Here is a 25,467-nt window from a genome sequence, read left to right as displayed (position 1 = left end):
GCCTTACCCAACCAGAAGACGTGCGGCGGGACCCGGCCCGTAGCTGGCTGAGATCTGTGCCACATCAACCTCGTAAGTGCCGGTTACGCCATCGGCGGCTTTCATCGTTGATGGGTATGTCCAGCGCGGCTCTGACGTAACCTGTTCGCGTATTGCTGACCCGTTGATCCTGATTTTCACCAGATAGGATTCAGTCTCTTCCCCCAACGGCACGTCAAATCCATCCCAGCCATCGCCGTCCAGCCGGGTTCGACGTATCCACGAAATTTCGTCACCCGCTCCGATTTTTGCCAATTTGACATGCACCGGAGCATATGGCCGAAGTCCGTTGCCGTCGAAGGCGTGAACCTGGTGGAGGAAAGAAGGATCGTCGTAGGCACGCGTTCCCGGCCCAATGCGATAATGTTTCGCCACGCGCCGTTCAGACCGCAGCAACCCGGTTTGGAAAACTCTTTCATCCAGCAAGACAAAAGTTGAACCTTCAGGCCAGGTGTCGGGCATGACACTGTCCGTCCCCAATTGCCCGCGCAGGCGCCCTGAAAGGGCGTAGGTCCCCTGACCCACAAGTTCGGCGCTGGCGAACTGGAACAGTTCCCAGTTGCCGGGCGTTCCGTCCCCTATTGCGGCCAAATTGGCACCATTCAACAAAGCGTCGCGCGGGCGCGATTCCAACAAACCATCGACCAGCCTGACGCGCAGCGGCGCACCATCGTCCCAAACTCCGACGCCGGCCCGCCGCAGGGGTGTTTGGGTAAACCCGATGACGGCCTGCGCCGAGATCACCTCTTGCAAGGTATAATCCTCATCATTCACGGCCGAAAATACTACGGCGCTTCCTGGCCAGGGGTCGGCGGACACAGCCAGGTAAGGCGCATGCGGCACCTCTGAGCCGGTAATCAGCGGTAGATCCATGAACACCGGCAGAACCGGAACCGGGGCGACAAAGGGCTTGGTCGAGACTAGGTCATCAGGCAGGTCAGACGGCGCGTATATTCCCGGTTCGATCCGAACGGCATCCGCCAGTTGCATCTCGGCTTGCTCCAGTCGATCGATCCTGAAACGCGCACCCTGTCCGCCCTCATCCAGGCTGACGACATCCCCCGCGCCGATGTGCCCCAACGAAGGCGGCAGCGCAAAGCGCACGGTTTCGCGGGACACCCGCGCCTCGCTTAGCCACCGTTCCGCGGTCTGGCGACCTTCGGCACGTGTCATGGACAGGGGCATCTCGTTGACAGACACCGAATGGGTCCGCGTGTCGGGCAGAACGGCCTCTTCCGCGACGATGTCATGATCCCCATCCGATTGGACAAACCGCAGGCGCACCCGGCCAGTCATTTCAGCCTCGGCTTCGCGGCGATGTTCGATACCGGCCTCAATATCAGAGCTGAGCGCCAGATGTTTCTGATCCAGCGTGATGGCGCGTTGCCCATTGCGCATCTGAAACCGCAATACGCCATCCCGCTCGATTGCGTCGAAACCATAGCGCAGCATCAGCGGCTGCAAAGCTGATCGCGCGTCCGAGACCTGTTCGATAGCATAGCCCCGCACCACACCATAAAGGCGCGACGTGTCGATGTCGGTCACACCAGCCCCGTGACAAATCTCGGTCACTACCGATGCCAGCGTGCGCGACCCCGACCGCCCGTTCAACCAATGCCCTCGCGCGTAATTCTCGCTATCACTCCACTGGCTTTGCAGGTTCGGGAAGGTTGGATATGGTCTCGCATCCCAGGCCCAGACATAGGCGTTGGACAGATCAATCATGCGGCCGCCGTAAGTATTGGAAACCGGGTTGTTTTTTGCCTCGGACCAATAGCCCAAAATCGCCTTGAGATATTGCACCTGAATGAAATCATCCCGCAGACCGTTGGAATAGCGTGGCAACTTGGATTCCGAGGATTTCGGGTCCAGAAACCTGTTCGGCTGATTGGTGCCTTTGTCGATGGCCGCACAACCCAATTCCGTGAACCAGATCGGCTTGGACCCAGGCACCCATGCGGTCCGATTGGCTTGACGCACGCCTCCGATCCGTTCGTGATGTGGTTGCGACCACCAGTTGCGTATATCCTTGTATCGCCAGATCCAGGCCTCATCATGCGCCTGATCTTCGATCACAGACCGAATTTGCGCTTTGGATTCCTCGGTCGAGGCGTAGTACCAGTCGTACCCTTCCCCACCTTCAACATTGCCGCGCAGGTAGTCCAGATCATAGATCGCATCTACGCCCGCTTTGGCGTCGACGTGATCCTCTCTGTCCCGCCAATCGGACAGCGGCATGTAATTGTCGATACCGACAAAGTCGATATTGTCATCGGCCCAAAGCGGATCCAGATGAAAGTACCGGTCGCTGCCAGCATCGACTGGTTTGTAACCGAAATACTCGCTCCAGTCGGCCGCATAGCCGATTTTGGTGTCCGGCCCGAGGATTTTGCGCACTTCCGCCGCGAGGATTTGCATCTGCGTCACTGCCGGAAACCCGGTCGCGCCCCTGATCTGCGTCAGGCCGCGCATCTCGGATGCGATGCAGAACGACGCCACTCCACCGGCTGCCTTGCAGAGCGCCGCATAGTGCAAAATAAACCGGAACAAACCCCATTCCTGCGCGCCGGTATAGGTGACGATGCCATCGCCGACGACAAAGTCACCTGCGCGGGCCTGGCCAAAGAATTGCGCAACCTGCGCATCGGCCCCGGCTGTCTTATCTGGGGACCCGTTGCGGCCTGGTGCTTCGCTCAGCGTGATCCGTCCTCGCCATGGCAGGTGCGGTTGATCGGTGGCATCGGACCACGGATCCGGCAGGCCATTGCCGCGCAACTGGTCCATCAGGATGAAGGGATAGAACATCACCCGCTTGCCGGATGTGTTCAGATGCCGGATCGCCTCGACCACGGACGAATCCGCAGGTGTCGCCCCATATACAGGTCGATCGTTTTCAATCTGAACAATCTGGGCAGCCGCCCGGGATACGCCTGATACCCTCCACGGCATGTTTTCGCCATCAAACTCTTTGTGCAGGACTTTTGGCTGCACCTTGCACTGACCGCACCGCAGATCGTCGCCAAACCACGACACGACGAGCGATACCGCATCGCAGGCGGGCAATTCGGCATTCAGCGCGTGGGTCGAGGTAACCAGATCAGAAACGCCCGAAGCCGAATGCACGTTCGCAGCCCAGCTTTGCCCCTGCCCTTTGGAATAATTTACCTGCCTGCTGGCCAGAGAATATTCACCCGTACCCGGGATCATCGCAACGCCGCGCACGATTCGGGACACGGCACCGGGCGTGTCTGGCAGCCCCGGCTGTTCTTGTCGGACAACCTCAAAGGAAAACTGCGGGACGCGGTTGCCGAACGCGGCAAGCTGAAAGTCCTCGATCACCACATAAGCCGTGCCCCGGTACGCAGGGACCTGCCCGGTGCCCTCAACCGCCTCGATCAACGGGTCAGGCAATTGATTGTCCGTGCCCTTGTACAGGCGCATATTCAGCCCGGCGCGCTCAAGCTCTTCACCATCGGCCCAGATACGCGAGATGTCAGAGATCTGCCCAGCGCCCAAGGCAATCGCCAGCGAGACCGAATAGCTGTAGGTATGTGTGGTCGTGGTTGTTGTGGCCGAGCTTGGCCGCCGCGACCCTTTTCCACCCCGCGTGGATTGGGTTGTCGTGCTGGTGCTGCGGGTTTCCAGAAAGTCCGATGCCCAGATAATCTGCCCACCGACACGCATACGGCCGAACACGGTAGTGACCGAAGCGCCTTCACCAGTTTCGGTCAGGCGGAAACGATCCAGACGCCCGGTTTCGACAACTTCGCTGCCGCCACCCATCACAGATTGACTCATCAACCGCTGGTCGATGACCCGCCCCAAAGTCGCGCCGACGGCCCGGCCAATGATTGCCGTGGAAAGACCCGCGACAGTGCCACAAGAATACGGTCCAAATCTGGTACATTCTCAACTCGCGCCGCGTGCCCGCTTAGCGCGCGCGTACCTCTTCCAGAAACGAATCCGCCAGATTGGCCCGGTTCGCCTCAGTCGGCGCATAGGTTTGCACGGTGGAGGGCGACGCCAGCAATTCCCTCAAAACCTTCACATTCCCAGGCGTGGTCGTCACACAGACCCGAGGCCGCTCCCCCAAGCGCAGCGCAAGTTGCAGCATATCCCAGGTCTCGCCAGCCTTCTTCCACTTGGCCAACTCATCCACCTAGGCTGCATCGAACTGAGGCCCGCGCAACCTTTCGGGATCATGCGCTGAAAACGCTTGCACCTCTGCTCCGTTTGGCCAGATCAGTTTCCGTTCCGACGCCTTCCAGACAGGTCGCCGATCCGGCGGAGAACACTGCAGAATCCCGCTATCGCCAAAGATCATCACATCGCGCACCTGATCGAAGGTCTCACCCACCAACGCCACACGACGCGCCTCGCCGCGATCCAGCGGCAAAGACCCCTCGACTACCTGTCGCACCCATTCGGCTCCGGCCCGCGTCTTACCCGCCCCACGCCCGCCCATGATGCCCAGGACCGCCAGTAGCCTTCGGACGGCAACTGATGCGGCAGCGCCCAGAACTCGAACAGGAAAGGGAGGGCGCACAGCCCCCACTCCCCGATCTCACTCAGAAATCTGTCCCGAACCGCAGCAGGCGCGGAGGCGAGCCAGCCTGCACCCAATCTGAAATCGAGCGTGCTCAAGGTCGAGCGCATACCCCCCTTGGGCAATTCCGGCTTGTTTATGATGTTGTTCGACAAAGCTTGTCTCCACTTTCTGACAACTTCGGATCAGCCCCTCTAACTGCCCGAATTGCTTGGCTGAACCAGCAAGATCTGCATCTTCCCCGGCACCGATCTGTTTGCGCAGTTCTTCCGCTGCTTGGCGCAGATCGCGAATGGATCTCTCAAGCGACTGCAACAAATCAGCCGTCTGGGACATCCGCTCTTCCAGGGTAATCAAAGTCATGTGTGCCTGTGACCTCATGCGTGAGTGATCTCCGCACGAGAGAAACGAAAAACGGCCACCGGGTCGCCCCGCGGCCGTCGCTCACATCTTTTAGCATGACACAACTTATACGCGAGAAAGTCCACAAAGTCAATGCTTTGCGCAACAGCGGCGCAGAGGGTGACGTGCGCTGATAGTTAAGAGACCTTTACTGATAGGGCCATGTGGGAGACGGTCGTCAGTGGTTGAGCTCCGTGATTACAACGTTACGTATCGCCGAGAAAAAGAAATGGCTCGGAAGGTTCAAAGCTGGCCAAAACTTCGCCCGCAAGGATGGGCTTTTCACCAAGTTCCAATTTCAGGGTAGAAGCCCCAGAAGTAACTCGGGTTCTTCTATTTGAACAATCCGATCCCTGACGGCCGCGGCAGGTACATGTTCCCACTTCACAGTTCATGCCTTGACAATTGTTAGCAAAACTAGCATGTGCCACCTTAAGACAGCGCTGACGCGTGAGCATTGACGGTCGTAGCAGACCCCACAGCGCATCACTACATCTCCTAGTTCCCATTCACGCAGGGTTCTTGACGCGACGCCAGATGGCGCAGGGTTCGCCTGCACGTCCCGAGGTTTAGCGGAAACCCTGCCGGTCACGCGCTGCGTGGCCAGACACGTCTTGTCCGCGCGGCTATCGCCTTGCGGATTACAAAGGATAGTTATTTGTTCGACTTCGACATGCTGGGCCTTGCACCAGCCCTCAACGATGCACTGAAACGTGCCAATTTCTCACAACCGACCCCTATTCAGAATCAGGCCATCCCGCTGGCGCTGAACGGTCACGACATCCTGGGCCTGGCGCAGACCGGCACCGGTAAGACGCTGGCCTTCGGTCTGCCGCTGATCGACCACTTGCTGGCGCAGCCCGGCAAACCCGCGCCCAAAACCGCCAAGGCGCTGATCCTTGCCCCCACCCGCGAGCTGGTCAACCAGATCGCGGATAGCCTGCGCAACCTGACCGACAAGACCAAGCTGCGCGTGGCCACCGTGGTCGGTGGCCAGTCGATCGGCAGACAGATCTCGTTCCTGTCGCGCGGCACCGACATTCTGGTCGCCACGCCTGGGCGTTTGATAGACCTAATGGAACGCGGTGCTGTTGACCTCGGCTCGGTGCGACATCTTGTATTGGACGAGGCCGACCAGATGCTGGATATGGGCTTCATCCACGCCCTGCGCAAAATCGCACCCAAGCTGGGCACGCCGCGCCAAACCATGCTGTTTTCGGCCACGATGCCGAAGCAGATGGAAGAACTCAGCCAATCCTATCTGACCAACCCGCAGCGGGTGCAGGTCTCGCCTCCAGGTAAAGCGGCTGACAAGATCACGCAGTCTGTGCATTTCGTAGACAGGGCCGGCAAACCGCGGAAACTCCGCGAAATTCTGTCCGCTGACATGGAAGCTCTGACCTTGGTATTTTCCCGTACCAAACATGGTGCCGAGAAACTGATGAAAGGCCTTGTGGCCGATGGTTTCAATGCGGCCTCGATTCACGGTAACAAAAGCCAGGGACAGCGCGACCGCGCGATCAAGGCGTTCCGGGCTGGAGAGATCAACGTATTGGTCGCGACCGACGTGGCCGCGCGTGGCATCGACATTCCCGGTGTTGCCTATGTGATCAACTATGACCTGCCCGAAGTGCCCGACAACTATGTCCACCGCATCGGTCGCACAGCCCGTGCTGGTCGCGAAGGTGAGGCTATCGCCTTCTGCTCACCGGACGAAGTGGATCAGCTGCGCCAGATTCAGAAGCTGATGAAGATCGAAATTCCGGTGGCCAGCGGCACCATGCCAGAATTTTCCGAGCCCAAGAAAACCCGCAATCGCGGAGGCTTCCGGGGGAGTAGACCGCAGGGGGCAAATTCGACATCGAAGCCCGCGTCTTCGAAACGTCGTCGTCCACGCGGACGTCCCGCTGCGTGAAAAAAAGAAAAGGCCGCGTTTTCGACGCGGCCTTTTTTCTTAGTTGCTTGAGCTGTTTCTTTCAGCCTCAATCTCTCGCCACTTGGCGACGTTCCGATTGTGCTCCTGCAAGGTTTCCGCAAACGCGTGCCCCCCGGTGCCATCCGCAACAAAGAAGACAAAGTTGGTCTCTTCCGGTGCGACAGCAGCCTCAAGGCTGGCCAACCCCGGGTTGGCAATGGGTGTCGGCGGCAAACCGTCTATCACATAAGTATTCCAAGGTGTTGCACGGCGCAGCTCACTGCGACGCAGCCCGCGCCCCAGCGTGCCTTGACCCTTGGTGACGCCATAGATGACTGTCGGGTCTGTCTGCAGCTTCATGCCTTGCTCAAGCCGGTTCACAAAGACGCTTGCAACCTGCCCGCGCTCATTGGGAACACCGGTTTCCTTTTCGATGATCGACGCGAGGATCAGCATTTCCTCTGGGCTGCTGATGGGAAGGTCGCCTTGGCGGTTCTCCCACACTGCGTTGATGCGCAATTGTTGCTTGTCTTGCATCGCTTGCAGAACGGCCGTTCGGTCATCGCCCGGTGCCAAATCATAGCTGTCAGGCGCCAACATCCCTTCGGCCGGGATCTCGGCAATCTCACCTGTCAACGGTTCAATCGCCTGCAAGCCTTGCGCCACCTGCCAAGAGGTCACGCCTTCGGCAACAGACACACGGTACCGGGTGTCGGCTTCTTCACGCTTTTGACCGTATTCGGCAGGGATTTCCTCGTCGGTCACATCAAACGATGCGATCTCGACAAATTCCAGCGTTGCCGGGTCCAACTCGCGTACCCGGGTTTGGATGCGCGTGACACCGATACGGTATTCAATCTCAGACCCGCAGGTGCTGGCACCGCTGCTTGTGATCTCGTCGATGATCTGCTCCATCGACGCGCCTTCGCGCACCAGAAAGCTACCGGCCTTCAGCTGCTGCGATTTATCTGTGTAGTCCGCAGCCATGCGAAAGATCATGGCGCTGCTGATGGCTCCGTCATCTTCAAGCTCTTGGCTGACACGGGTCATATTCGACCCGCTTCTGACTTGCAGGCACATGGCGGATTCCAGCGGACCCTCGGCCTTGTATTGCGACTGCCCCCACACAACCAGCCCGCCCATCAGGAACAAGCCTACAATCAGCAGAGTCAGCGCGTTCGAAGCAAGAGCCCGCAACATTTAGCTGACCTTTCCAAAGATCACGCTGGCATTGGTGCCGCCAAAGCCGAACGAATTCGACAGCGCCACGTTGATCTCACGCTCACGCTTGGCGTTGGGTGCCAGATCAATCGGAGTTTCAACGGCGGGGTTATCCAAATTGATCGTCGGCGGGGCCACTTGATCCCGGATCGCCAGGATCGAAAAGATCGCCTCAATCGCGCCAGCCGCACCCAAAAGGTGACCGGTGGCCGATTTGGTCGAAGTCATGGTGGCCTTGCTGGCGTGATCACCTAACAGGCGCTCTACCGCGCCCAGTTCGATCGTATCCGCCATGGTCGATGTGCCGTGCGCGTTGATATAGTCCAGATCCGAAGGCTCCAAACCGGCGCTGCGTAATGCGGCCTTCATGGAACGCTCAGCGCCATCACCATCCTCGGACGGTGCAGTTATGTGATAAGCGTCGCCGGACATGCCGTAACCTAGCACTTCGGCATAGATCTTCGCACCGCGCGCCTTGGCGTGCTCGTATTCTTCCAGAACCACAATGCCTGCGCCCTCGCCCATGACAAAGCCGTCACGGTCCACATCATATGGTCGGCTGGCTTTCTTCGGATCGTCGGCATATTTGGTCGACAGCGCCTTGCACGCATTAAAGCCAGCGATACCGATCTCGCAGATACAGCCTTCGCCGCCGCCAGCAACCATGACATCTGCGTCACCCGCACGAATGATGCGGCTGGCATCACCGATTGCATGCGCACCTGTCGAACAAGCCGTCACGACCGAGTGGTTGGGGCCCTTGAACCCGTGGCGGATCGAAACCTGACCGGACGCCAGATTAATCAGTGCGCCTGGGATAAAGAACGGCGATACACGGCGCGGACCTTTGTCGCGGATCAGGTTCGCTGTTTCAGCGATAGAGCCCAAACCGCCGATACCCGATCCGATCAGGACACCTGTTCGCAGGCGGTCCTCTTCATCCTCGGGCAGCCAGTTTGCATCCTGACAAGCCATGTCAGCGGCAGCGATCGAATACAGGATAAAGTCTTCGATCTTGCGTTGCTCTTTTGGCGGCAACCAATCGTTGGGATTGAATGTCCCATCAGTTCCATCGCCGCGCGGAACTTCGCAGGCATAGATCGTGGTGACACCGCTTGCTTCGGCATCAAATTTCGTGATCGGGCCCGCGCCGGATTCCCCATCCAGCAGCCGTGACCAAGATTTCTCGACCCCGCTGGCCAAAGGAGTGACCAATCCCAGACCGGTTACAACGACTCTGCGCATGAAATGCCTCTTGCCTGCTTCCTATTTGAGAACCGCTCATACCCCGGCCCGGGGTCCGGGGGCAAGAGCAACGGCACATTCCCACCCGGCACCATTTAGCCGGACGGTCCGTCTGTGCGGCTTGTATCAAAACAAATTGCCCCGGCCCTTTCACGGAATTGAAAGGCCGGGGCAATGACGTGCAAGTCAGGATTACTGGAATTCAGCGACGGGCTCGTGGGCCTGCTCGGCCACGTTAAGCGCGTCTGCCAAGTCAATCGTTTTGCGGAACAAAGCCCGACCAACCAATGCGCCCGAGATGTTGTGCACATAGGCCAGACGCGAGATGTCATCTGATGTCCGAACGACACCGCTGGCAATAACCGGCGTGCGTGACAGCTGTGCAAGACCCGAGATCAGACCCAGCTGCGCATCGACGTCTTCGATGTCGCTGTCGATATCGGTCACCAGAATCGCCGCGAACGGCGTGCCCTCGAAGGCCTGAATAAACGCTTCGGGCGTAAACGCACTCTGACTACGCCAACCTTCGGTCATAACCTGACCCTGCCAGACATCCATGGCCAAAACGATCTGGTCCGGGTACAGTTTGGCCAATTCCTTGACCAGACTCGGGTCCCAGGCTGCAAGCGTACCAATCACCACCCGTCCCGCGCCTTTGTCGATCCAGTATTCGACCTGTTCCCGCGTCCGCATACCGCCGGCCAGTTGCACAGACATCTCGGACGTGCGGATAATTTCTTCGACCAATTCGGCGTTGGTATCGCGGCCTTCGATCGCATCGAAATCCGTCAGGTGCATCCACATGGCACCGGCTGCAGACCAGCTGCGTGCCGTGTCCGCCGGACTCACATGCCAGATCATCGCGTCGTCCAGACGGCCTTTGTCCAGTGTGACACACCGGCCGTTCTGCAATTCCATCGTGGGGTAGATCCTCATGAGCATTCTCCTCAGCTCAATCGCTCTGCAATTCCAGAGTACCATACACGCGGAAGATCGGTCCGTTATTACCAGGATCGGCAAACTACGGCCGGTTTGCGGCATTCGGGAAGTCTCAAATTGTCAGTGGCACGGCGGCGGTCCGTTGCGGCGCATAAGCGTGACGTCGCTGCCGTTGAACGCACATTTGCGCATCGGGGTATAGCCCAGCTTGCCCGCCAGATTGCGCGAGGCCAAGTTCGCCGAATTCACCATCGCGACCAACGGACCGGGCATGATCCGGTCAAACCAATCATGTGCGGCTTGTGCCGCCTCCAGCCCCAATCCCTGTCCCTGCGCCTCGGGGACCAGAATCCATCCGGCCTCGGGAAAACTGTCGAAATCCTCGCCAATCGAACGGTTACCGTAAAAGAACCCCGCCTGACCGACCATCTGGCGATTCGACTGCTGGACCACGGCCCATTGCCCGAAACCGGCCATTTGCCAGTGCCCGGCATTTCGAAGGAATGAATCCCACGCCTCTCCGCGCGACCGCGGCTTGCCGCCGATATGTTGCACGATGCATGGATTGCGCCAAATCTCGGCGAACCGGTTGAAATCTTCTGGCCGCATGGCGCACAGCGTCAAACGGGCCGTATTGATCATAGGGGTGGATCGTATCATGCCCTGCCCGCTTTGAATTATGTGCCTCGGGCAAAAGGTTGCAAACGAATACGGCACCTTGCAAGGCAGAATTGAACAAGGCACAAAAAAACGGCGCCTCCGTTGCCCGGAAGCGCCGCTTTTTTATTATTTCGAAGCTTTAGGAAGCTTCCGAGATGAATTTGACGGCGTCGCCAAATGTCTGGATGGTCTCGGCTGCGTCATCGGGGATTTCGATGCCGAACTCTTCTTCGAAGGCCATAACCAACTCAACAGTGTCCAGGCTGTCTGCGCCCAGATCGTCGATGAAGGACGCGTTTTCGGTCACTTTGTCTTCTTCAACACCCAGGTGCTCAACAACGATCTTTTTAACGCGATCTGCGACGTCGCTCATGTCTATTCCTCATTCCGTTTTCAGGGCCTAGTGCCCGGTTCTGCCCTTGCCCGCTCAGGCTGGCTTTGATTTGCCCGGTGCGGGCGGTTGGGTCCCGGATGACCGGGAAAGTAGAAGGCCGACCATTTGGTCGACCCCAGCATTTATGCGCCGCCTATAGCATAGACAACGCGCGAGGCAAACGCTTTCGCACCTGCCCCTGTCCGCGCTCACAACATGGCCATACCGCCGTTAACATGCAAGGTGGTTCCGGTAACATATCCAGCTTCGGGGCTGGCAAGATACAGAACAGCCGCTGCAATTTCCGATGCATCCCCCATGCGACCGGCGGGAACCTGCCCCAAAATACCCGATTTCTGATCGTCGGTTAGCTTGTCGGTCATGGCCGTGGTGATAAAGCCCGGAGCAACCGCATTTGCCGTGATCCCGCGGCTGGCAACCTCATAGGCCAGGGATTTGGTCATGCCGACCATACCTGCCTTGGACGCTGCATAGTTTGCCTGACCGGGGTTCCCAGTGGCACCGACGACGGATGAAATGTTGATGATCCGACCCCAGCGCGCTTTCATCATACCCCGCAGCACGCCTTTGCACAGCTTGGCGGTCGAGGTCATGTTCACGTCGATCACGCTCTGCCATTCGTCATCCGACATACGCATGAACAGGTTGTCCCGGGTAATCCCAGCGTTGTTGACCAAGATATCAACCGACCCCATCGCCTCAGCCGCTTGCTTTGGAAGTGCGGAAACAGCCTCGCCGTCGCTCAGGTTGCATGGCAGAACATGCGCCCGCTCGCCCAGTTCGGCGGCCAATGCCTCCAGCGGTTCGACACGTGTGCCGGACAGCGCAACCGTGGCCCCCGCACCGTGCAGCACGCGCGCAATCTCGCCACCAATCCCGCCGGACGCACCGGTGATCAACGCATTCTTACCTGTCAAATCAAACATTCGATCTTCCCTTTGCAGCGCAACTTGCGTCGCACGTTGTTCTTATGATTCGCTCTTAACCATATTCTGCACGTCATCCGGCGTGCCTACAGCCTTGCCAGCAATCGCGCGGTCGATCTTGCGGATCATCCCCGAAAGCGCTTTGCCTGCACCGATCTCCCATGTCTCGGTCACGCCTTGCGCCGCCATGTACAGCACGCTTTCACGCCAGCGCACAGAACCGGTTATCTGCTCGACCAGCAACTGACGGATCAGGTCCGGGTCGCTGACAGCCTCAGCCCGCACATTGGCGATCAGCGGAACCGCCGGAGCCTTGATTTCCACCGCTGCCAGCGCCTCTGCCATCACATCGGCAGCAGGCTGCATCAGCGCACAATGGAACGGAGCACTAACAGGAAGCATTACAGCGCGCTTTGCGCCTTTTTCCTTGGCAATCTCGGCTGCACGTTCCACGGCTTCCTTTGCGCCTGAAACAACGACCTGAGTAGGATCGTTGTCGTTCGCGGCCTGACAGACCGAGCCCTGCGCAGCCTCTTCTGCGACGGCACGAACCGCCTCAAGGTCCAGCCCCAGAATTGCGGCCATTGCGCCTTCACCAACCGGAACGGCGCTTTGCATCGCCTGACCACGTGTCCGCAACAAACGCGCCGTATCCGCAATCGACAGCGCGCCAGCTGCCGCAAGCGCTGAATATTCTCCCAGCGAATGCCCAGCTACAAATGCAGCGTTCGTGACGGCAACTCCTTCAGCTTCCAAAGCGCGCATCGCCGCCATCGAGGTTGCCATCAACGCCGGCTGCGCGTTCTGCGTCAGGGTCAGGTCTGCAATATCACCTTCCCAAATCAGGTCGCTCAGCTTTTCACCAAGCGCTTCATCGACCTCGTCGAAAACTGCCTGTGCAGCCGGATAGGCCTCGGTCAGTGCTCTGCCCATACCGATGGTTTGGGCGCCCTGCCCCGGAAAAACGAACGCGCGTGTCATTGCAGCCTCTTGGATGACGTAAGGTTGCGATGGGGTGTAAACCGAGTGAACGAGCGGCACAAGCTCTGCATCCTGACACGCATTCTGTGCGTCAGAAGCTATTGTCTCGGCCTCCGCTGCATTTAGGGTGGTCGCAGCAAACAGATCGGAGTCGTGAACCAATGCCCATTGCCAACACCACCCAAAGCTACGGGGGCGTTTCAAAAACCTTCCACTGGCTGACGGCCTTGCTCATTCTGACGGCCCTTCCGATTGGGTGGTTTGCAAACCAACTGGCGCACGCGATTGAAGACCCGGCCATTCCAACGACACCGGAAGACCTGCAACAGGCCGCGCAGCTGTTCTCGCTGCACAAAACTATCGGTGTCACGGTCTTTTTCGTGGCGCTTGCCCGTATCTTGTGGGCGATCGGCCAACCCAAGCCTGGGTTGCTCAATGCTGAAAACAAGCCCGAGGCATTTGCTGCGGAAACTGTCCACTGGCTTTTGTATGGCTCGCTGGTTCTGGTTCCCCTGACAGGCTGGATTCACCATGCGGCCACCGAAGGGTTTGCACCGATCCTCTGGCCGTTCGGGCAGAACCTGCCGTTTGTGCCCAAATCCCCCGCATTGGCCGAAGCAAGCGGCGGGTTACACTTCATCCTGATGCTGGTGCTGGTGGGTGCACTGGTTTTGCATATCGTTGGCGCGCTCAAGCACCACGTAATTGACAAAGACAGCACATTGCGCCGCATGCTGCCCGGACGGGTGGATTTGCCGGAACCACCAACGCAATGGCACTCACCTGCCCCCGTCGTCGCAGCAGTCGTGATCTGGGCTGTTGCTCTTAGCATCGGGTGGTTCGGCGGAGCCTACTCGGCACATCCGACCGGTGACAATGCATCTGCCGAGCTTGAAGCCGTCCAATCCGACTGGCAGGTGCAGGAAGGCACTTTGGCAATCACGATCACCCAATTGGGCAGCCCCGTCAGCGGCGCGTTTTCCGACTGGACCGCGGCAATCACATTCGACGAACCAACAGAACCGGGACCGGCCGGGGCTGTTGATGTGACAATTGCCATAGGCTCATTGACCATCGGCACCGTGACACAACAGGCCCTTGGTGCGGACTTTTTTGACAGCGCTCAATTCCCGACCGCGAATTTCACTGCAGATCTGTTCAAGACCGATCTGGCCTATGAGGCACGCGGCACTTTGACCATTCGCGATAAAACCATGGACGTAGTCCTGCCGTTCGAACTGGACTTGCAGGACGGCACCGCCAAGATGCAGGGAGAGTTGGATCTGAACCGAATGGACTACGACGTCGGTACGAAACAACCAACCGAGGACTCGCTGGCCTTTGCCGTCAAAGTCGCCGTTGAACTGACAGCCACCCAAGCCGAATAAAGAAAAAACCGCCGAGACCTGACGGGTCCCGGCGGTTTCTTTTTGCATATAAGGCGGGCTTACTCGGCCTTTTGCGCTTCTACCGAAATTCGAACCTCAACCTCGTCGCTTACAAACGGTGCGAACTGGCCCAGGTCGAACTCGCTGCGGACCAGTGTGGTGGTGGCATCAAATCCGGCCCAGGGCTTGCCGGCCATCGGATGCTCGCCAACCTGGTTCAGCTTAGCGTCCAGAACGACCGACTTGGTCACACCGTTCATGGTCAGATCACCGGTGATGTTCGCGGTGTTGTCGCCGGTGACTTCGATACCGGTCGAGGTGAACGAAATCAGGTCACCCTCGGCGACGCCAAAGAAGTCTTCGGTCATGAAGTGATCTTCGCGCGGCTTCCAACCGGTGATCATTTCGACCACTGGCATCGACACGCTCACGCTGGAATCTGCCGGGTTTTCCTGATCGAACATGATCTCGCCCTCAAAGCCAGAGAACATGCCAGTCGTGGTGGAAAAACCAAGGTGGTTATAGTTGAAGACAACCTGGCTGTGGCTGGGGTCCAAAACGTATTTCTCGGCGCTTGCAAACGCCGAGGTCGCCGATACGGCCAGTGCAGCAGCAAGAAGGGTGGATTTCATGACTATCTCCAAAAATGTTGTGAGTGCAAACCAGTTGGAATGCTCAACAACAAAAATGTGCCGCCCAACGGCGGCACACAAGACTTATTCTCTAACAATTTCTGTTCCTAAATGAACAGAAGTGAAAATCAGGCGAAGATCGTTACACTTCCACTCAATTGGCCCTTCAGCGCTCGGCCAACATCCGCTGATTGCAGCGGCAACTTCATCAGCAGGCTGCCGTCCACGTCATAGAGTTCGACCTGATCATCATCGAACCGTGCACCACCCAAGGTGTCATAGCTGCGGCGCAGTACTGTCTGAGGACGCCCGTTTTCATTCTTTTGCAGCACGCGTACTTCGCGGCGGATCGGATCAAAATAGGCATCGGGGCGCGCATCGAGCACCTGAATAGTCAGCAGGCTGACACCGATCAGTAGAAACGTCAGCGACGCGGCCAGCTTGATCGGCCAAACCTCGGTTGCCATCACCGCGCCCGATATCAGCCACATGGAAAACGCGACAATGATCAAAAACGCCCCTGCGACCCGCGCAAGAATGGTTCTGGCCCTCCAGTTCGGCGCAAATGCGATAAGAACTGGAACCGATTGATCATAAGTCGTGCTGGTCGCAGACTTCTCGAAGGTATTCGTGTTCATCGCGGTCATTTCTCTGTACCCTAGTTCACGTTGCCGTCTTTGGTTCGGTCTGTCCGGTTAGTTCCCGGTATGCAAAACAACTTTGAGCCGAAAAGCGTCAGGAATTGGGCACCGCAAAGGAAATAGCGCGACTTCACCAAGGCATGTGTGACGGCCCTTGCCCCCCGACGCGAATGGTGTATACGGGGCCATCCTTCGCAAGAGTTATGAATCGCGCAGCCTCTCGTGGCAGGGTCGCGAAGGACGAACCGGCCCCGCCTTTGAAATGCGCCTTGATAGAAACAGGAGTGCACATGCCACTGTATGAGCATGTAATGATCGCGCGTCAGGACCTGTCCAACGCGCAGGCAGAAAGCCTCGTCGAACATTTCGGCACCGTTCTGGCTGACAACGGCGGCAACGTCGTCGAAAGCGAGTACTGGGGCGTCAAGACGATGGCCTACAAGATCAACAAGAACCGCAAGGGTCACTATTCCTTCCTGAAGACCGACGCCCCAGCTGGCGCTGTTCAGGAAATGGAGCGCCTGATGCGCCTGCATGACGACGTTATGCGCGTTCTGACCATCAAGGTCGACGAGCACAACGAGGGCCCTTCGGTCCAGATGCAGAAGCGCGACGAGCGCGAAGGCCGCCGCGAGCGCCGCTGATCAACGCCTGACGAAAGGACATATACCATGGCCGCAAAACCATTTTTCCGCCGCCGCAAGGTCTGCCCGTTCTCGGGCGACAACGCGCCGAAGATCGATTACAAAGACACACGTCTGCTGCAGCGCTACATCTCTGAGCGTGGCAAGATCGTTCCTTCGCGCATCACCGCCGTTTCGGCGAAAAAGCAGCGTGAACTGGCCCGTGCTATCAAGCGCGCCCGCTTCCTCGCCCTGCTGCCCTACGCTGTGAAGTAAGGAGAGACTGATATGCAAGTTATCCTGCTGGAACGCGTTGCGAAACTGGGTCAGATGGGCGACGTCGTTGACGTCAAGCCTGGCTACGCCCGCAACTTTCTGCTGCCCCAAGGCAAAGCGCTGAGCGCTTCGAACGCCAACATTGCGTCGTTCGAATCCCAAAAAGCGCAGCTTGAGGCGCGCAACCTGGAAACCAAGAAAGAAGCTGAATCTCTGGCTGAAAAGCTGGACGGTCAGCAGTTCATCGTGATCCGCTCGGCATCGGATGCTGGTGCTCTGTACGGTTCGGTCACCCCGCGTGACGCCGCAGATGCCGCAACCGAAGCTGGTTTCACCGTCGACAAAAAGCAGATTGCTCTGATCGCTCCGATCAAAGAGCTTGGCCTGCACTCGCTGGCGGTCAAGCTGCACCCCGAGGTCGAAGTCAAGATCCAAATGAACGTTGCCCGTTCGCAAGAAGAAGCCGAACTGCAGGCTTCGGGCAAGTCGATCCAGGAACTGGCTGCCGAAGAAGAGGCCGCCGCAGAATTCGAAATCGCCGAACTGTTCGACGATATCGGTTCCGCAGCTTCCGACGATGACGATTTGGTTGCGGAAGAGGCCCCGGCTGAGGAAGACGAAGCCAAAGCCTGATCTGGCTGCTTTTGAACAAATGAAAGGCCGCGCCGAAGGGCGCGGCCTTTTTTTGTGTTCGAACCCCAGGCCGTGACAAAGAGTGACGTCAGGCACGGCCAGGAATTTGGATGGAAATTATGCTATCCTACGGTCACGCGGCCCCTGCCGCCCCAGCCGCATTTTTTTGAAGTTCATTTTATCAGCAATTTGCGTGATCGCACATCTGGGCGGATCGCGATCCGACAGGAGAAACCACTATGGCATCCTTGTGCAACTACATCGTCGTGAATGATGGCTCTTTTTCTTTAAACCCCAGTGAAAGCCAGACCTTCAGCGACCCGATCCCTTCCAACCTGATCATCGGAACCAACCGCGCGAAGCCTATCCTTGCCTTTAAAGCTTGGGCAACGCCGTCCGGAGGGGCTTTTCAGATCGAAATTAACGACACCTTCGTTTATGGCCCGTCCATATCGGGCGGCGACATTCGGGGATTATGGGAGGCCTTTCCCGGAACCGTCCTGAACCCGGGGATCAACAACACCGTTCAGTTTCGCGCGACAGAGAACAAGATCTGGTTTGCCGATATCATTCTGTGGTTCCAGGTCGAAATTTAACGACGCGCCTATCCGACCTGATAATTACGGAACACTCTGGTACCAAGTTATGACGCAACGAGACCCGGCATAAATCAGCGCGCGGACTGTGTGTCTGCTTGCGGTTGCATTCGACGGGACTATCATGCGGCCAAACCCCATCCGGAGACTACACATGCCCCAATACACGCGCCGCGCTTTACTTGTTGCATTACTCGGCGCACCTGCCCTGGCTGCCTGCGGCGGCCTGGACGGCAAGCAGAGCTCTCGCAATGCCCCTTTTGATCCTCCGCTATACCCCAATGAGACCCCTGAATTGCGTGCATCAATCAACAAGTGGGCTGACCATTATGAACTGCCGCGCGAGCTGTTGCACAAGCTCGCCATAAGGGAAAGCACGCACCGGCCATGGGCCGTCAACAGGCCATATTACGGGTTGCTGCAGATCCTGCCCGCGACAGCGCGATCCATGGGGTACAAAGGCAACGCTCAGGGTTTGTTGGATGCAGACACCAATCTAGAGTTTGCCGGAAAATACCTGCGTGGGGCGTGGCTCTTGTCAGACGGCGACCAGAAGCGGGCTATCTTCCTTTACGCCAAAGGTTACTATCCCGAGGCGAAGGCCGCCGGGATGCTGGTTGAAACTGGCCTAAGGTCAGAGTGACGTTGGGTAAGGATATAGCTTGTCATTAGCGTAAAGGTTGCAATAATGACTTATGTAATCGCTAAGGTATTCTGTTGCCATAACCACGCATTATGCCTAAGCGATATACATAATTAGGTTGCGTCAGGCACCACAGTTGACGCAACGTATTCGGTGAAATGGACAGATTTGGCATGTCTTTGGGGAAAGATTTGCCGCCGCAAGGGTTGGACAGGTGAAACTTATAGACTTGGCCGCGATCGACCACGAGGAAAAGTCGGCAGCCGACATAATTAATGCTGTCTGCGATGAATTGGGGTTCGACTACGCGTCTTATGCCACTTTTAACCCTGTAAAGGGTGACGTTCAGGGGTATGCCAACTACCCGGACGAATGGAAGATTCACTATGGCAGCCAAGGCTTCCACCATTTCGACCCGACCTTGTATCAATCTGCGCTCAGCATCGCTCCGGTAGACTGGGGCAGATTTAATCACGACGAAAAGTTCCATTCGGTTTTTCGGGATGCGCATGATTTTGGCATTACTTCCCGTGGCTTAACCGTTCCGGTGCGTGGCCCGTACGGGGAATGTGGCCTGCTGAATGTGACCCGAAATTGCTCGGATTCCGAGTGGGCAAAGCTGAAGAAACATGTGATGGGGGACCTGCAGATGGCCGCAGTTACAGCGCATGATACCGTGATGCAGTCTGGCCTGCTGGCCAAAGCACTGTATTTACCAGCCCTTTCGACGCGAGAGAAAGAGATCCTGCAGTGGGTTGCGGACGGAAAATCACAGCAAGACATCGGTGATATCCTGTCGATTTCCCACCGAACCGTCGAAGTTCATATGCGATCCGGGCGTGAAAAAATGGGCGCGTTGACAACACCGCAAGCCATTGGAAGAGCTATTGGATTGGGCCTAATTGCCCCAGGATAATCAAAAAAGATCAAAAAATACGGGAAACCCCCAATAGTCTTAGCTCAAATCTTAGTTAACGTCATCCTTACGGTAACCAGACTGTAGGGGGATGGAAATGATCATCGTAATTGATGGTATCAACCAGAATAAGTTTAAGCATGTCTTGGACGAGATGTACAAACTGCGCGCGCGCGTTTTTGGCGACCGCCTTGGTTGGGATGTAAATATCGTTGATGGACGCGAACGCGACCATTTTGACGACCTTCATCCAGCACATGTAGTTAGCATCGACGGCGAGGGGGACGTTGTTGGGTGCATGAGACTACTTCAAACGACCGGGCCACACATGTTGTCCGACGTTTTTCATTCAATCCTGGACGGTGAACCGCCGATCCGCAGCACGCAGGTCTGGGAAGCAACCCGGTTTTGCGTCGACACCAAAAAGCTTGGGCGCGGACGCGGGGAAAACTCGGTATCCTATGTCACCAGTGAGATCATGATCGGCTCGTTCGAATATGCCAAGATGGCCGGCGTATTGGACTCGATTGCCGTGATTGACCCTGTGATGAACCGCGTCCTGCAACGATCTGGCAACGCGCCTTACGACTATCTTGGAACTGCAAAACCAATGGGCAAGGTTGTGGCCATGGCCGCCCTTATGGACTGTTCGGATGAACGGATCTCAGGCGTTCGGGATTATGCGGGCATTGAACATGATGTCTTCCTGACGGAAGAACAGGCGCTGGACCTGTTTGAAGGCACAAAGGCCAAGCAAAGTGTCGCAAACTACGATCACCGGCCGCTGACTCAGTTGGAAAAGTATTTTGTCGAACAGGTGAGTTCGGCAACATCGAAAACCGAAGTCGAGTCTGTCCTGAATCTGATCGAGGCGCTTTCAGACCGCTTTACGCCAGAGCAGAAAACCGCTCTGTTAAGAACCCCCCGTGCTTTTGCTCATGAGGCCTGACCCCCTCACCTCATAAGTTTAAGCCACCCTAGCGGAGCCGTCTTTTTTCAGACGGCTCCGTATTTGTTTTCGCCCATGGGGATGGGCGGACGAGGATTACTCCTCGTCCAGTGCCTCAACGGCATTCTGTAGATCGTCTTTGCTGACTTCTTTGTCGGCGACCTGAGCCAGCTCAAAGACATAGTCGACGACTTTGTCTTCGAAGATCGGCGCGCGCAGCTGTTGCTGCATCTGAGCGTTCTGCTGCACGAACTCAAAGAACTGACGTTCCTGACCAGGGTACTGACGTGCCTGGTTCATGATCGCCTGGGTCATCTCGGAGTCGGTGACCTCAACCTCGGCCTTCTGGCCCAGTTCAGCCAACAGCAGGCCCAGACGCACGCGGCGTTCAGCCAGCTTGTTGTGCTCGTCTGTGGGCTCGATCTCGGCGTGGTCGTGGCCTTCCACTTCCGGGTTTTCCTCGTGCCACAGCTGATGTGCGATCTGCTTGGCTTCGGCTTCAACCAGCGACGGAGGCAGGTCGAACGAGACCTTCTCGTCCAGCGCATCCAGCAGGCCACGCTTCATTACAGCGCGCGATGCACCGGAATATTCCGCTTCCAAACGCTCGGCGATTTGACCTTTCAGCGCGGCCAGATCTTCAGCGCCGAACTTGGTCGCCAGCTCGTCGTTTACTTCTGCAGCAACAGGTTCCTTCACCTCTTTGATAGTGCAGGTGAATACGGCGTCTTTACCGGCCAGATGCTCTGCGCCGTATTCCTCGGGGAAGGAAACGTTGACGTCTTTGACTTCTTCGGCCTTCACGCCAACCAGCTGCTCTTCGAAGCCGGGGATGAAGCTGTTGGAACCCAGAACCAGCGGATAGTCTTCAGCCGAACCGCCTTCGAACTCTTCGCCGTCAACCTTGCCGACAAAGTCGATCACAACTTGATCGCCGTCCTTGGCTTTCGAACCCTTGCGGCGCGCTTTGAAGTCCTGCGCGGTTTCGGCCAGGCTGTTCAGCGCTTCTTCGATGGCTGCGTCGTCCGCTTTGACAACCAACTTTTCCAGCTCGACCGATTTCAGGTCAACATCGGGGATCGCAGGCAGTGCCTCATAGGACATTGCGACCTCAACGTCGTCGCCTTCTTTCCAGTCTTCGTTGGTCATTTTGACCTCGGGCTGAAGCGCAGGGCGCTCGCCGCTGTCTTCAAAATGCTGGTTCATCGCACCATCGATGCTTTCCTGCATCGCTTCGCCCAACAGGCGCTGACCGAACTGCTTTTTTAGCAGTGCCATCGGCACTTTGCCTTTGCGGAAACCCTTCATCTCGACTTCCGGCTGCGCTTCGACCAGCTTCTCGTTAACTTTGTCGTCCAGCTCGGCTGCGGATACGATGATATTGTAGCCGCGTTTCAGACCTTCGTTCAGCGTCTCGGTAACCTGCATTATGGTAGTCCCCATAGGATTCGGGGCGCGCAAAACGGCGCGCCGGGCAAATTTGACGCCTTCTATTTGCCCAGCCGCTTACGTGCAAGAGGCAATGGCCAGATCAGCCTTGTTTTGCCGCCGATTTGAACAAAAAAACGCCCCAGTCAGACCGGGGCGCCGTTAGTTTACGGGGAAACGTTGTCAGAACTTCCAGAGCGCACCCAGCACCCAGGCTTCGTTCTTGTCAAAGTCAACCGTGTCGTCGAAATCGTGGTTGCGGTATTTCAGGTAGGCGTCTGTGTTGATCGCATCGATCCGCTGAACAACGGCAATACCCCAGGACTTGGTGCTGGACCCCTGATTTTGGAAATCGGAACCGTCGAAATAGTCGATACCAACGCCGGTTTTTCCCCAGGACACCCAATCCCCTTCATAAGCAAGTTTAGTGTACCAATAGTCCGGGTCGCTGGCGCCGGTAGAGGTATCGTCCCGCGTGCCGAGGGCTGCAGTAAAGCTGAACCCACTGGGCAACAGGACCGACGCGGACCCAATGGTATCCTTGCGTTCGCCGGGTTGGCCGTCGAAATCCCTTACTGCGTAGGCAATGCTCGCTGCGAACTCGACACCGTTGGTGAAGGTGTTCCGGTACTTGACTGCGAGATCGTAATAATCGTCGTCATCGCTGCTAGACAGGATGTTCTGACCATAAGCAATCGCCGCTGAGAAGCCGTTGAAATCGGGCGTGTCATACCGGACCCTGCCCCGACGCGCGCCATCAAAATTGCTGGCCGAGTCGCCAACGGTGATGCCACTCAGGACACCGTCTGCTCCCCGATAGAAAAACGCGCCGTTTTCATCGTTCGTAAAAGAATACAAAGCCGTCCCGACGTAGGACAAGTCAGTCTCGGCGGCCCCGTCCGAGGCCATACTGCCCTGACCGGCAGAGAACTTGCCGTATCCACCTTTGAGCGAGAAATCGACGTGGCGGATATCTTCACGGCTCCAACCGTTGGTGTTGGTACCATCCTGGTTGGCTGTCCCGGTACTTGGCAGACCCAGACCGGTTTCGAACCGGAACATGAACTCATTGCTGCCATAAGGTTGCATGACGCGCAAACCCACGCGGCTGTTGGACAGGTCATTGTCCAGCAACCGGGTCTCGGTCTCCTGACCGTCATCGACCGATACGATCACTGGATCGAGCTGACCGTACAGCACCACATAACCGCCGCTGTTATTTTCGTACTTTAGTTCAGCAGCGGCAGGGATCGCCGTGGTCATCGCCAGAACAGCGGCAACCGAGGGAAGTTTCAAATTCACTGTCATTTTATTCACCTTGAACGTTTCGTTTGTGGGAACCGCCAAAAGAAAAACCGATGTGACGGACCACTCCGCAAGGAACCGAGTTAGTCGCGTTTAGTATTTCTGCCTTACGGCTCAAATCGGCAGAAAGTAAATTTTAATCATATCAAAGATTTGGCTACCAAGGCTTCGTAGGCAGGAAAATCTGGGTACAAGTCTGCCACTCTGTCTGATGTCTTTCAAAAGGAATGACATGCACTGATGCGTATACGTGCGGCTATTTCTTGCCGAACGCTGAAAAAAGCGGCTAATTTCCGCCCATGCGTCATTTAGCCAAACTCTGAAAAACCGCAGGTAATTGCTCGGGTAAGTCCTCGGCAATCAACCCGGGGCCGAAATGGCGCGCACATTCCACATGCAGCCAGGCCGCCGTTTCCGCAGCCTGCATCGGAGCGAACCCACGCGCCAGCAACCCGGTGATAAACCCGGCAAGCACATCGCCAGAGCCAGCCGTCGCCAACCACGGTGCCGAACGCTCATAATGGGCCGAATTGATCGCGCAGCGCCCATCCGGCGCGGCAATCACCGTGTCCGACCCCTTGAACAGAACGACGCACCCTGCCCGCTTGGCCGCCTCACGCGTTGCGTCGACCTTGGAATAGGCCGGGCCTTTGGTTGGAACCGCCCTGAGCTTTTCAGATATGTCAGGGAACAGCCGTGCGAACTCTCCACCATGCGGTGTGAGAGCGCAATTATCGTGCAATTGGTCAAACAGAGCCGCAGGGTCGTCCGCAAACGCGGTCAAAGCGTCGGCATCCAAAACCGTTGCCCGATTTGCCGCCAGAGCAACCGGCACCAGATCCCGCGCACGCTCCAATCCCAGACCAGGGCCAAAGCAAAGGGCATTCAGCCGTTCATCGTCGAGAACATCGGACAACTCGTCGCCACCCTCAACCCGTTGCAACATGATGGCCGTAACCTGTGCCGCAACCTCTGTCTGCGCCGCCGGCGGAACCCCCAATGTCACCAACCCGGCCCCAATCCGCAAAGCGCCGCGCGCCGCCAATCGCGTCGCGCCGGTCTTGCCCGGACCGCCCGATAGGATGAAGGCGTGGCCATGGGAATACTTGTGTTGCTGTTTGAATTTGGGCAAGCGATAGAGCGGCAAACCACCCCATGTTCGCTCGTCCGTAACGCGGCCAGGTGCCTCGGCAAGGGTTAGAAAAGCAGGTCGGTTCGCACCGCGAAAAGGCTTTGGTCCTAACGTGAACGCATCGTCATATGGTTCACCGTTAAAGCGGCAACGCTGCTTGGAAATACCGATGTCTTTCACAGCAAGCTTGCCACACAAATCCGGCCCTTGCGCCAGAAAATACCCAGGCTTTGGGCTGTCGAAACACACTGTCAACCAAGCAAAACGGTCATGCAAAGCGCGCGCGCCGCCCGCAGTAGCAACCTTGTTTCGCATCTCTGCGGGCACACCGTCCAGAAATTCGCGAGGCCATAGGCTCAATGGCTCTTGATGCAACACCCGCCCGCTGTCCAAACACAAGCCGGATGGGGCATCTATGCTGACTAGGCGGTCGGTGTAATCGTCCCCATCCATACCAGAAAGATGCCGAACGACCTTGAACAGTTCACCGTCCAAGCCGCGTTTCAGTCCCGTCCCAAACAGAGCGTCAACGTAAAGATCGGCAAAACCACCCTTGCGCATGTCCTTTTCAGTCAGCGGTACAACATCCCCCAACTCCTGCCACCGGTCATAGTTCACTTGCGCATCTGCTGGCAGCTTGTCGGCGTCCCCATACAGAAAAACTTCGACTTCCCAGCCCCACTCTTTCAACAGGCGCGCAACGACGAACCCATCACCACCATTGTTGCCGGGGCCACACAAAACCACAGCACGCCCCGAAGTTTTCGCCAACTCCGGCCATTCCTCAAAAATCGCCTCGACAACCCCGCGACCGGCGCGCTCCATCAGTTCCAGACCGGTCACCTGACCGGACTCAATCGCCGCTGTTTCAATTGCTCGCATCTGTGCCGCTGTCAGCAATTCCGTCATCTCAAATCCTCTGGCGATTCAGTTTCGCTTACTTTTTGTGCAAGTTGATCAAAAATTGACCCGACGCCCATTTTCTCAGCGCCCAGCTCGGGCCGGTATCGCAATCACATTGCCGCCCGAATTTAGAC

22 protein-coding genes and 2 pseudogenes are annotated in these 25,467 nt (G+C 57.3%); 9 read left to right on the top strand and 15 right to left on the bottom strand.

Annotated features, from left to right (window positions below; genetic code table 11):
* Positions 1–3 precede the first annotated feature (3 nt).
* From RUA4292_RS10275 to RUA4292_RS10265, 3 genes and pseudogenes are all read right to left on the bottom strand, one after another.
* A pseudogene (locus tag RUA4292_RS10275) lies at positions 4–3,918 on the bottom strand (baseplate multidomain protein megatron); the annotation flags it as partial.
* 55 nt (positions 3,919–3,973) lie between these two features.
* A pseudogene (locus RUA4292_RS10270) lies at positions 3,974–4,695 on the bottom strand (terminase large subunit domain-containing protein); the annotation flags it as partial.
* The gene (locus tag RUA4292_RS10265; protein WP_058278142.1) at positions 4,604–4,948 is read right to left on the bottom strand and encodes a hypothetical protein; all 345 of its coding nucleotides are present in this window, start codon (positions 4,946–4,948) and stop codon (positions 4,604–4,606) included. The pseudogene RUA4292_RS10270 and the gene RUA4292_RS10265, both read right to left, overlap by 92 nt.
* Before the next feature lie 697 nt (positions 4,949–5,645).
* On the opposite strand from RUA4292_RS10265, the gene RUA4292_RS10260 reads away from it, so the two are divergent.
* Entirely contained in the window at positions 5,646–6,902 is a 1,257-nt protein-coding gene (locus RUA4292_RS10260) for a DEAD/DEAH box helicase (RefSeq protein WP_058277509.1), read from the top strand.
* A 39-nt stretch (positions 6,903–6,941) separates the two neighbouring features.
* On the opposite strand, the gene mltG is transcribed toward RUA4292_RS10260, so the two are convergent.
* The 7 genes from mltG to fabD form a co-directional block, all read right to left on the bottom strand.
* Complete coding sequence (mltG, locus tag RUA4292_RS10255; protein ID WP_058277508.1) at positions 6,942–8,102, bottom strand: endolytic transglycosylase MltG; 1,161 nt, start codon at positions 8,100–8,102, stop codon at positions 6,942–6,944.
* On the bottom strand, positions 8,103–9,368 hold the full coding sequence (gene fabF, locus RUA4292_RS10250; RefSeq protein ID WP_058277507.1) for a beta-ketoacyl-ACP synthase II: 1,266 nt from the start codon (positions 9,366–9,368) through the stop codon (positions 8,103–8,105).
* Positions 9,369–9,560: 192 nt separating this feature from the next.
* Positions 9,561–10,304 (bottom strand): 1-(5-phosphoribosyl)-5-[(5-phosphoribosylamino)methylideneamino]imidazole-4-carboxamide isomerase, encoded by a 744-nt coding sequence (locus RUA4292_RS10245; RefSeq protein ID WP_058277506.1) that lies wholly within the window; start codon positions 10,302–10,304, stop codon positions 9,561–9,563.
* Between the two features lie 123 nt (positions 10,305–10,427).
* Positions 10,428–10,967: a GNAT family N-acetyltransferase gene (locus RUA4292_RS10240; RefSeq protein WP_058277505.1), complete on the bottom strand. Its 540-nt coding sequence runs from the start codon at positions 10,965–10,967 to the stop codon at positions 10,428–10,430.
* Positions 10,968–11,106: 139 nt separating this feature from the next.
* Positions 11,107–11,340, bottom strand: a complete 234-nt coding sequence (locus RUA4292_RS10235; RefSeq protein ID WP_005982462.1) for an acyl carrier protein — start codon at positions 11,338–11,340, stop codon at positions 11,107–11,109.
* 209 nt (positions 11,341–11,549) lie between these two features.
* On the bottom strand, positions 11,550–12,287 hold the full coding sequence (gene fabG, locus RUA4292_RS10230) for a 3-oxoacyl-[acyl-carrier-protein] reductase (protein ID WP_058274008.1): 738 nt from the start codon (positions 12,285–12,287) through the stop codon (positions 11,550–11,552).
* A 42-nt stretch (positions 12,288–12,329) separates the two neighbouring features.
* A complete protein-coding gene (gene fabD / locus RUA4292_RS10225; RefSeq protein ID WP_058278141.1) occupies positions 12,330–13,268 on the bottom strand; it encodes an ACP S-malonyltransferase in 939 nt (312 codons plus the stop codon).
* 161 nt (positions 13,269–13,429) lie between these two features.
* On the opposite strand from fabD, the gene RUA4292_RS10220 reads away from it, so the two are divergent.
* On the top strand, positions 13,430–14,656 hold the full coding sequence (locus tag RUA4292_RS10220) for a cytochrome b/b6 domain-containing protein (RefSeq protein WP_058277504.1): 1,227 nt from the start codon (positions 13,430–13,432) through the stop codon (positions 14,654–14,656).
* Between the two features lie 59 nt (positions 14,657–14,715).
* Here RUA4292_RS10220 and RUA4292_RS10215 read toward each other — a convergent pair whose 3' ends face one another.
* Together RUA4292_RS10215 and RUA4292_RS10210 are read right to left on the bottom strand one after the other, a co-directional pair.
* Positions 14,716–15,288 carry a YceI family protein gene (locus RUA4292_RS10215; RefSeq protein ID WP_058278140.1) on the bottom strand — a complete coding sequence of 191 codons (573 nt, stop codon included), beginning with the start codon at positions 15,286–15,288 and terminating at the stop codon, positions 14,716–14,718.
* Positions 15,289–15,416: 128 nt separating this feature from the next.
* Positions 15,417–15,935, bottom strand: a complete 519-nt coding sequence (locus RUA4292_RS10210; protein WP_058277503.1) for a hypothetical protein — start codon at positions 15,933–15,935, stop codon at positions 15,417–15,419.
* A 284-nt stretch (positions 15,936–16,219) separates the two neighbouring features.
* Here RUA4292_RS10210 and rpsF point away from each other — a divergent pair, with 284 nt between their 5' ends.
* From rpsF to RUA4292_RS10175, 7 genes are all read left to right on the top strand, one after another.
* Positions 16,220–16,573, top strand: a complete 354-nt coding sequence (gene rpsF, locus RUA4292_RS10205; protein WP_082637099.1) for a 30S ribosomal protein S6 — start codon at positions 16,220–16,222, stop codon at positions 16,571–16,573.
* 27 nt (positions 16,574–16,600) lie between these two features.
* Positions 16,601–16,828 carry a 30S ribosomal protein S18 gene (rpsR, locus tag RUA4292_RS10200; protein ID WP_005982441.1) on the top strand — a complete coding sequence of 76 codons (228 nt, stop codon included), beginning with the start codon at positions 16,601–16,603 and terminating at the stop codon, positions 16,826–16,828.
* A gap of 12 nt (positions 16,829–16,840) precedes the next feature.
* Positions 16,841–17,461, top strand: coding sequence for a 50S ribosomal protein L9 (gene rplI, locus RUA4292_RS10195; RefSeq protein ID WP_058277502.1), 621 nt, complete (start codon positions 16,841–16,843; stop codon positions 17,459–17,461).
* A gap of 239 nt (positions 17,462–17,700) precedes the next feature.
* Complete coding sequence (locus tag RUA4292_RS10190) at positions 17,701–18,057, top strand: hypothetical protein (protein WP_058277501.1); 357 nt, start codon at positions 17,701–17,703, stop codon at positions 18,055–18,057.
* A 154-nt stretch (positions 18,058–18,211) separates the two neighbouring features.
* A complete protein-coding gene (locus RUA4292_RS10185; RefSeq protein WP_058278139.1) occupies positions 18,212–18,700 on the top strand; it encodes a lytic transglycosylase domain-containing protein in 489 nt (162 codons plus the stop codon).
* 214 nt (positions 18,701–18,914) lie between these two features.
* Positions 18,915–19,616, top strand: a complete 702-nt coding sequence (locus RUA4292_RS10180; RefSeq protein WP_058274014.1) for a LuxR family transcriptional regulator — start codon at positions 18,915–18,917, stop codon at positions 19,614–19,616.
* Positions 19,617–19,713: 97 nt separating this feature from the next.
* The gene (locus RUA4292_RS10175) at positions 19,714–20,565 is read left to right on the top strand and encodes an acyl-homoserine-lactone synthase (RefSeq protein WP_058278138.1); all 852 of its coding nucleotides are present in this window, start codon (positions 19,714–19,716) and stop codon (positions 20,563–20,565) included.
* Between the two features lie 96 nt (positions 20,566–20,661).
* On the opposite strand, the gene tig is transcribed toward RUA4292_RS10175, so the two are convergent.
* From tig to RUA4292_RS10160, 3 genes are all read right to left on the bottom strand, one after another.
* A complete protein-coding gene (tig, locus tag RUA4292_RS10170) occupies positions 20,662–21,993 on the bottom strand; it encodes a trigger factor (protein WP_058277500.1) in 1,332 nt (443 codons plus the stop codon).
* A 183-nt stretch (positions 21,994–22,176) separates the two neighbouring features.
* Positions 22,177–23,301: a porin gene (locus RUA4292_RS10165; protein ID WP_058278137.1), complete on the bottom strand. Its 1,125-nt coding sequence runs from the start codon at positions 23,299–23,301 to the stop codon at positions 22,177–22,179.
* 301 nt (positions 23,302–23,602) lie between these two features.
* Positions 23,603–25,339 carry a bifunctional ADP-dependent NAD(P)H-hydrate dehydratase/NAD(P)H-hydrate epimerase gene (locus tag RUA4292_RS10160; RefSeq protein WP_058277499.1) on the bottom strand — a complete coding sequence of 579 codons (1,737 nt, stop codon included), beginning with the start codon at positions 25,337–25,339 and terminating at the stop codon, positions 23,603–23,605.
* Positions 25,340–25,467: the final 128 nt, after the last annotated feature.

The organism is Ruegeria atlantica, from assembly GCF_001458195.1.
Classification (GTDB): domain Bacteria; phylum Pseudomonadota; class Alphaproteobacteria; order Rhodobacterales; family Rhodobacteraceae; genus Ruegeria; species Ruegeria atlantica.
Note: the sequence above shows the minus strand (reverse complement) of the source record. Positions and strands in the feature narration are given on the sequence as shown.

Bases quoted from the DNA above. Each gene is read 5' to 3' on its own strand.
- fabG (WP_058274008.1), bottom strand. From the start codon at position 12,287: ATGTTTGATTTGACAGGTAAGAATGCGTTGATCACCGGTGCGTCCGGC.
- RUA4292_RS10265 (WP_058278142.1), bottom strand. From the start codon at position 4,948: ATGACTTTGATTACCCTGGAAGAGCGGATGTCCCAGACGGCTGATTTG.
- RUA4292_RS10185 (WP_058278139.1), top strand. From the start codon at position 18,212: ATGCCCCAATACACGCGCCGCGCTTTACTTGTTGCATTACTCGGCGCA.
- RUA4292_RS10215 (WP_058278140.1), bottom strand. From the start codon at position 15,288: ATGAAATCCACCCTTCTTGCTGCTGCACTGGCCGTATCGGCGACCTCG.
- mltG (WP_058277508.1), bottom strand. From the start codon at position 8,102: ATGTTGCGGGCTCTTGCTTCGAACGCGCTGACTCTGCTGATTGTAGGC.
- RUA4292_RS10165 (WP_058278137.1), bottom strand. From the start codon at position 23,301: ATGACAGTGAATTTGAAACTTCCCTCGGTTGCCGCTGTTCTGGCGATG.
- rpsR (WP_005982441.1), top strand. From the start codon at position 16,601: ATGGCCGCAAAACCATTTTTCCGCCGCCGCAAGGTCTGCCCGTTCTCG.
- RUA4292_RS10240 (WP_058277505.1), bottom strand. From the start codon at position 10,967: ATGATACGATCCACCCCTATGATCAATACGGCCCGTTTGACGCTGTGC.
- rplI (WP_058277502.1), top strand. From the start codon at position 16,841: ATGCAAGTTATCCTGCTGGAACGCGTTGCGAAACTGGGTCAGATGGGC.
- RUA4292_RS10235 (WP_005982462.1), bottom strand. From the start codon at position 11,340: ATGAGCGACGTCGCAGATCGCGTTAAAAAGATCGTTGTTGAGCACCTG.
- fabF (WP_058277507.1), bottom strand. From the start codon at position 9,368: ATGCGCAGAGTCGTTGTAACCGGTCTGGGATTGGTCACTCCTTTGGCC.
- RUA4292_RS10190 (WP_058277501.1), top strand. From the start codon at position 17,701: ATGGCATCCTTGTGCAACTACATCGTCGTGAATGATGGCTCTTTTTCT.
- RUA4292_RS10175 (WP_058278138.1), top strand. From the start codon at position 19,714: ATGATCATCGTAATTGATGGTATCAACCAGAATAAGTTTAAGCATGTC.
- RUA4292_RS10210 (WP_058277503.1), bottom strand. From the start codon at position 15,935: ATGACCGCGATGAACACGAATACCTTCGAGAAGTCTGCGACCAGCACG.
- RUA4292_RS10160 (WP_058277499.1), bottom strand. From the start codon at position 25,339: ATGACGGAATTGCTGACAGCGGCACAGATGCGAGCAATTGAAACAGCG.
- tig (WP_058277500.1), bottom strand. From the start codon at position 21,993: ATGCAGGTTACCGAGACGCTGAACGAAGGTCTGAAACGCGGCTACAAT.
- RUA4292_RS10220 (WP_058277504.1), top strand. From the start codon at position 13,430: ATGCCCATTGCCAACACCACCCAAAGCTACGGGGGCGTTTCAAAAACC.
- rpsF (WP_082637099.1), top strand. From the start codon at position 16,220: ATGCCACTGTATGAGCATGTAATGATCGCGCGTCAGGACCTGTCCAAC.
- RUA4292_RS10245 (WP_058277506.1), bottom strand. From the start codon at position 10,304: ATGAGGATCTACCCCACGATGGAATTGCAGAACGGCCGGTGTGTCACA.
- fabD (WP_058278141.1), bottom strand. From the start codon at position 13,268: ATGACACGCGCGTTCGTTTTTCCGGGGCAGGGCGCCCAAACCATCGGT.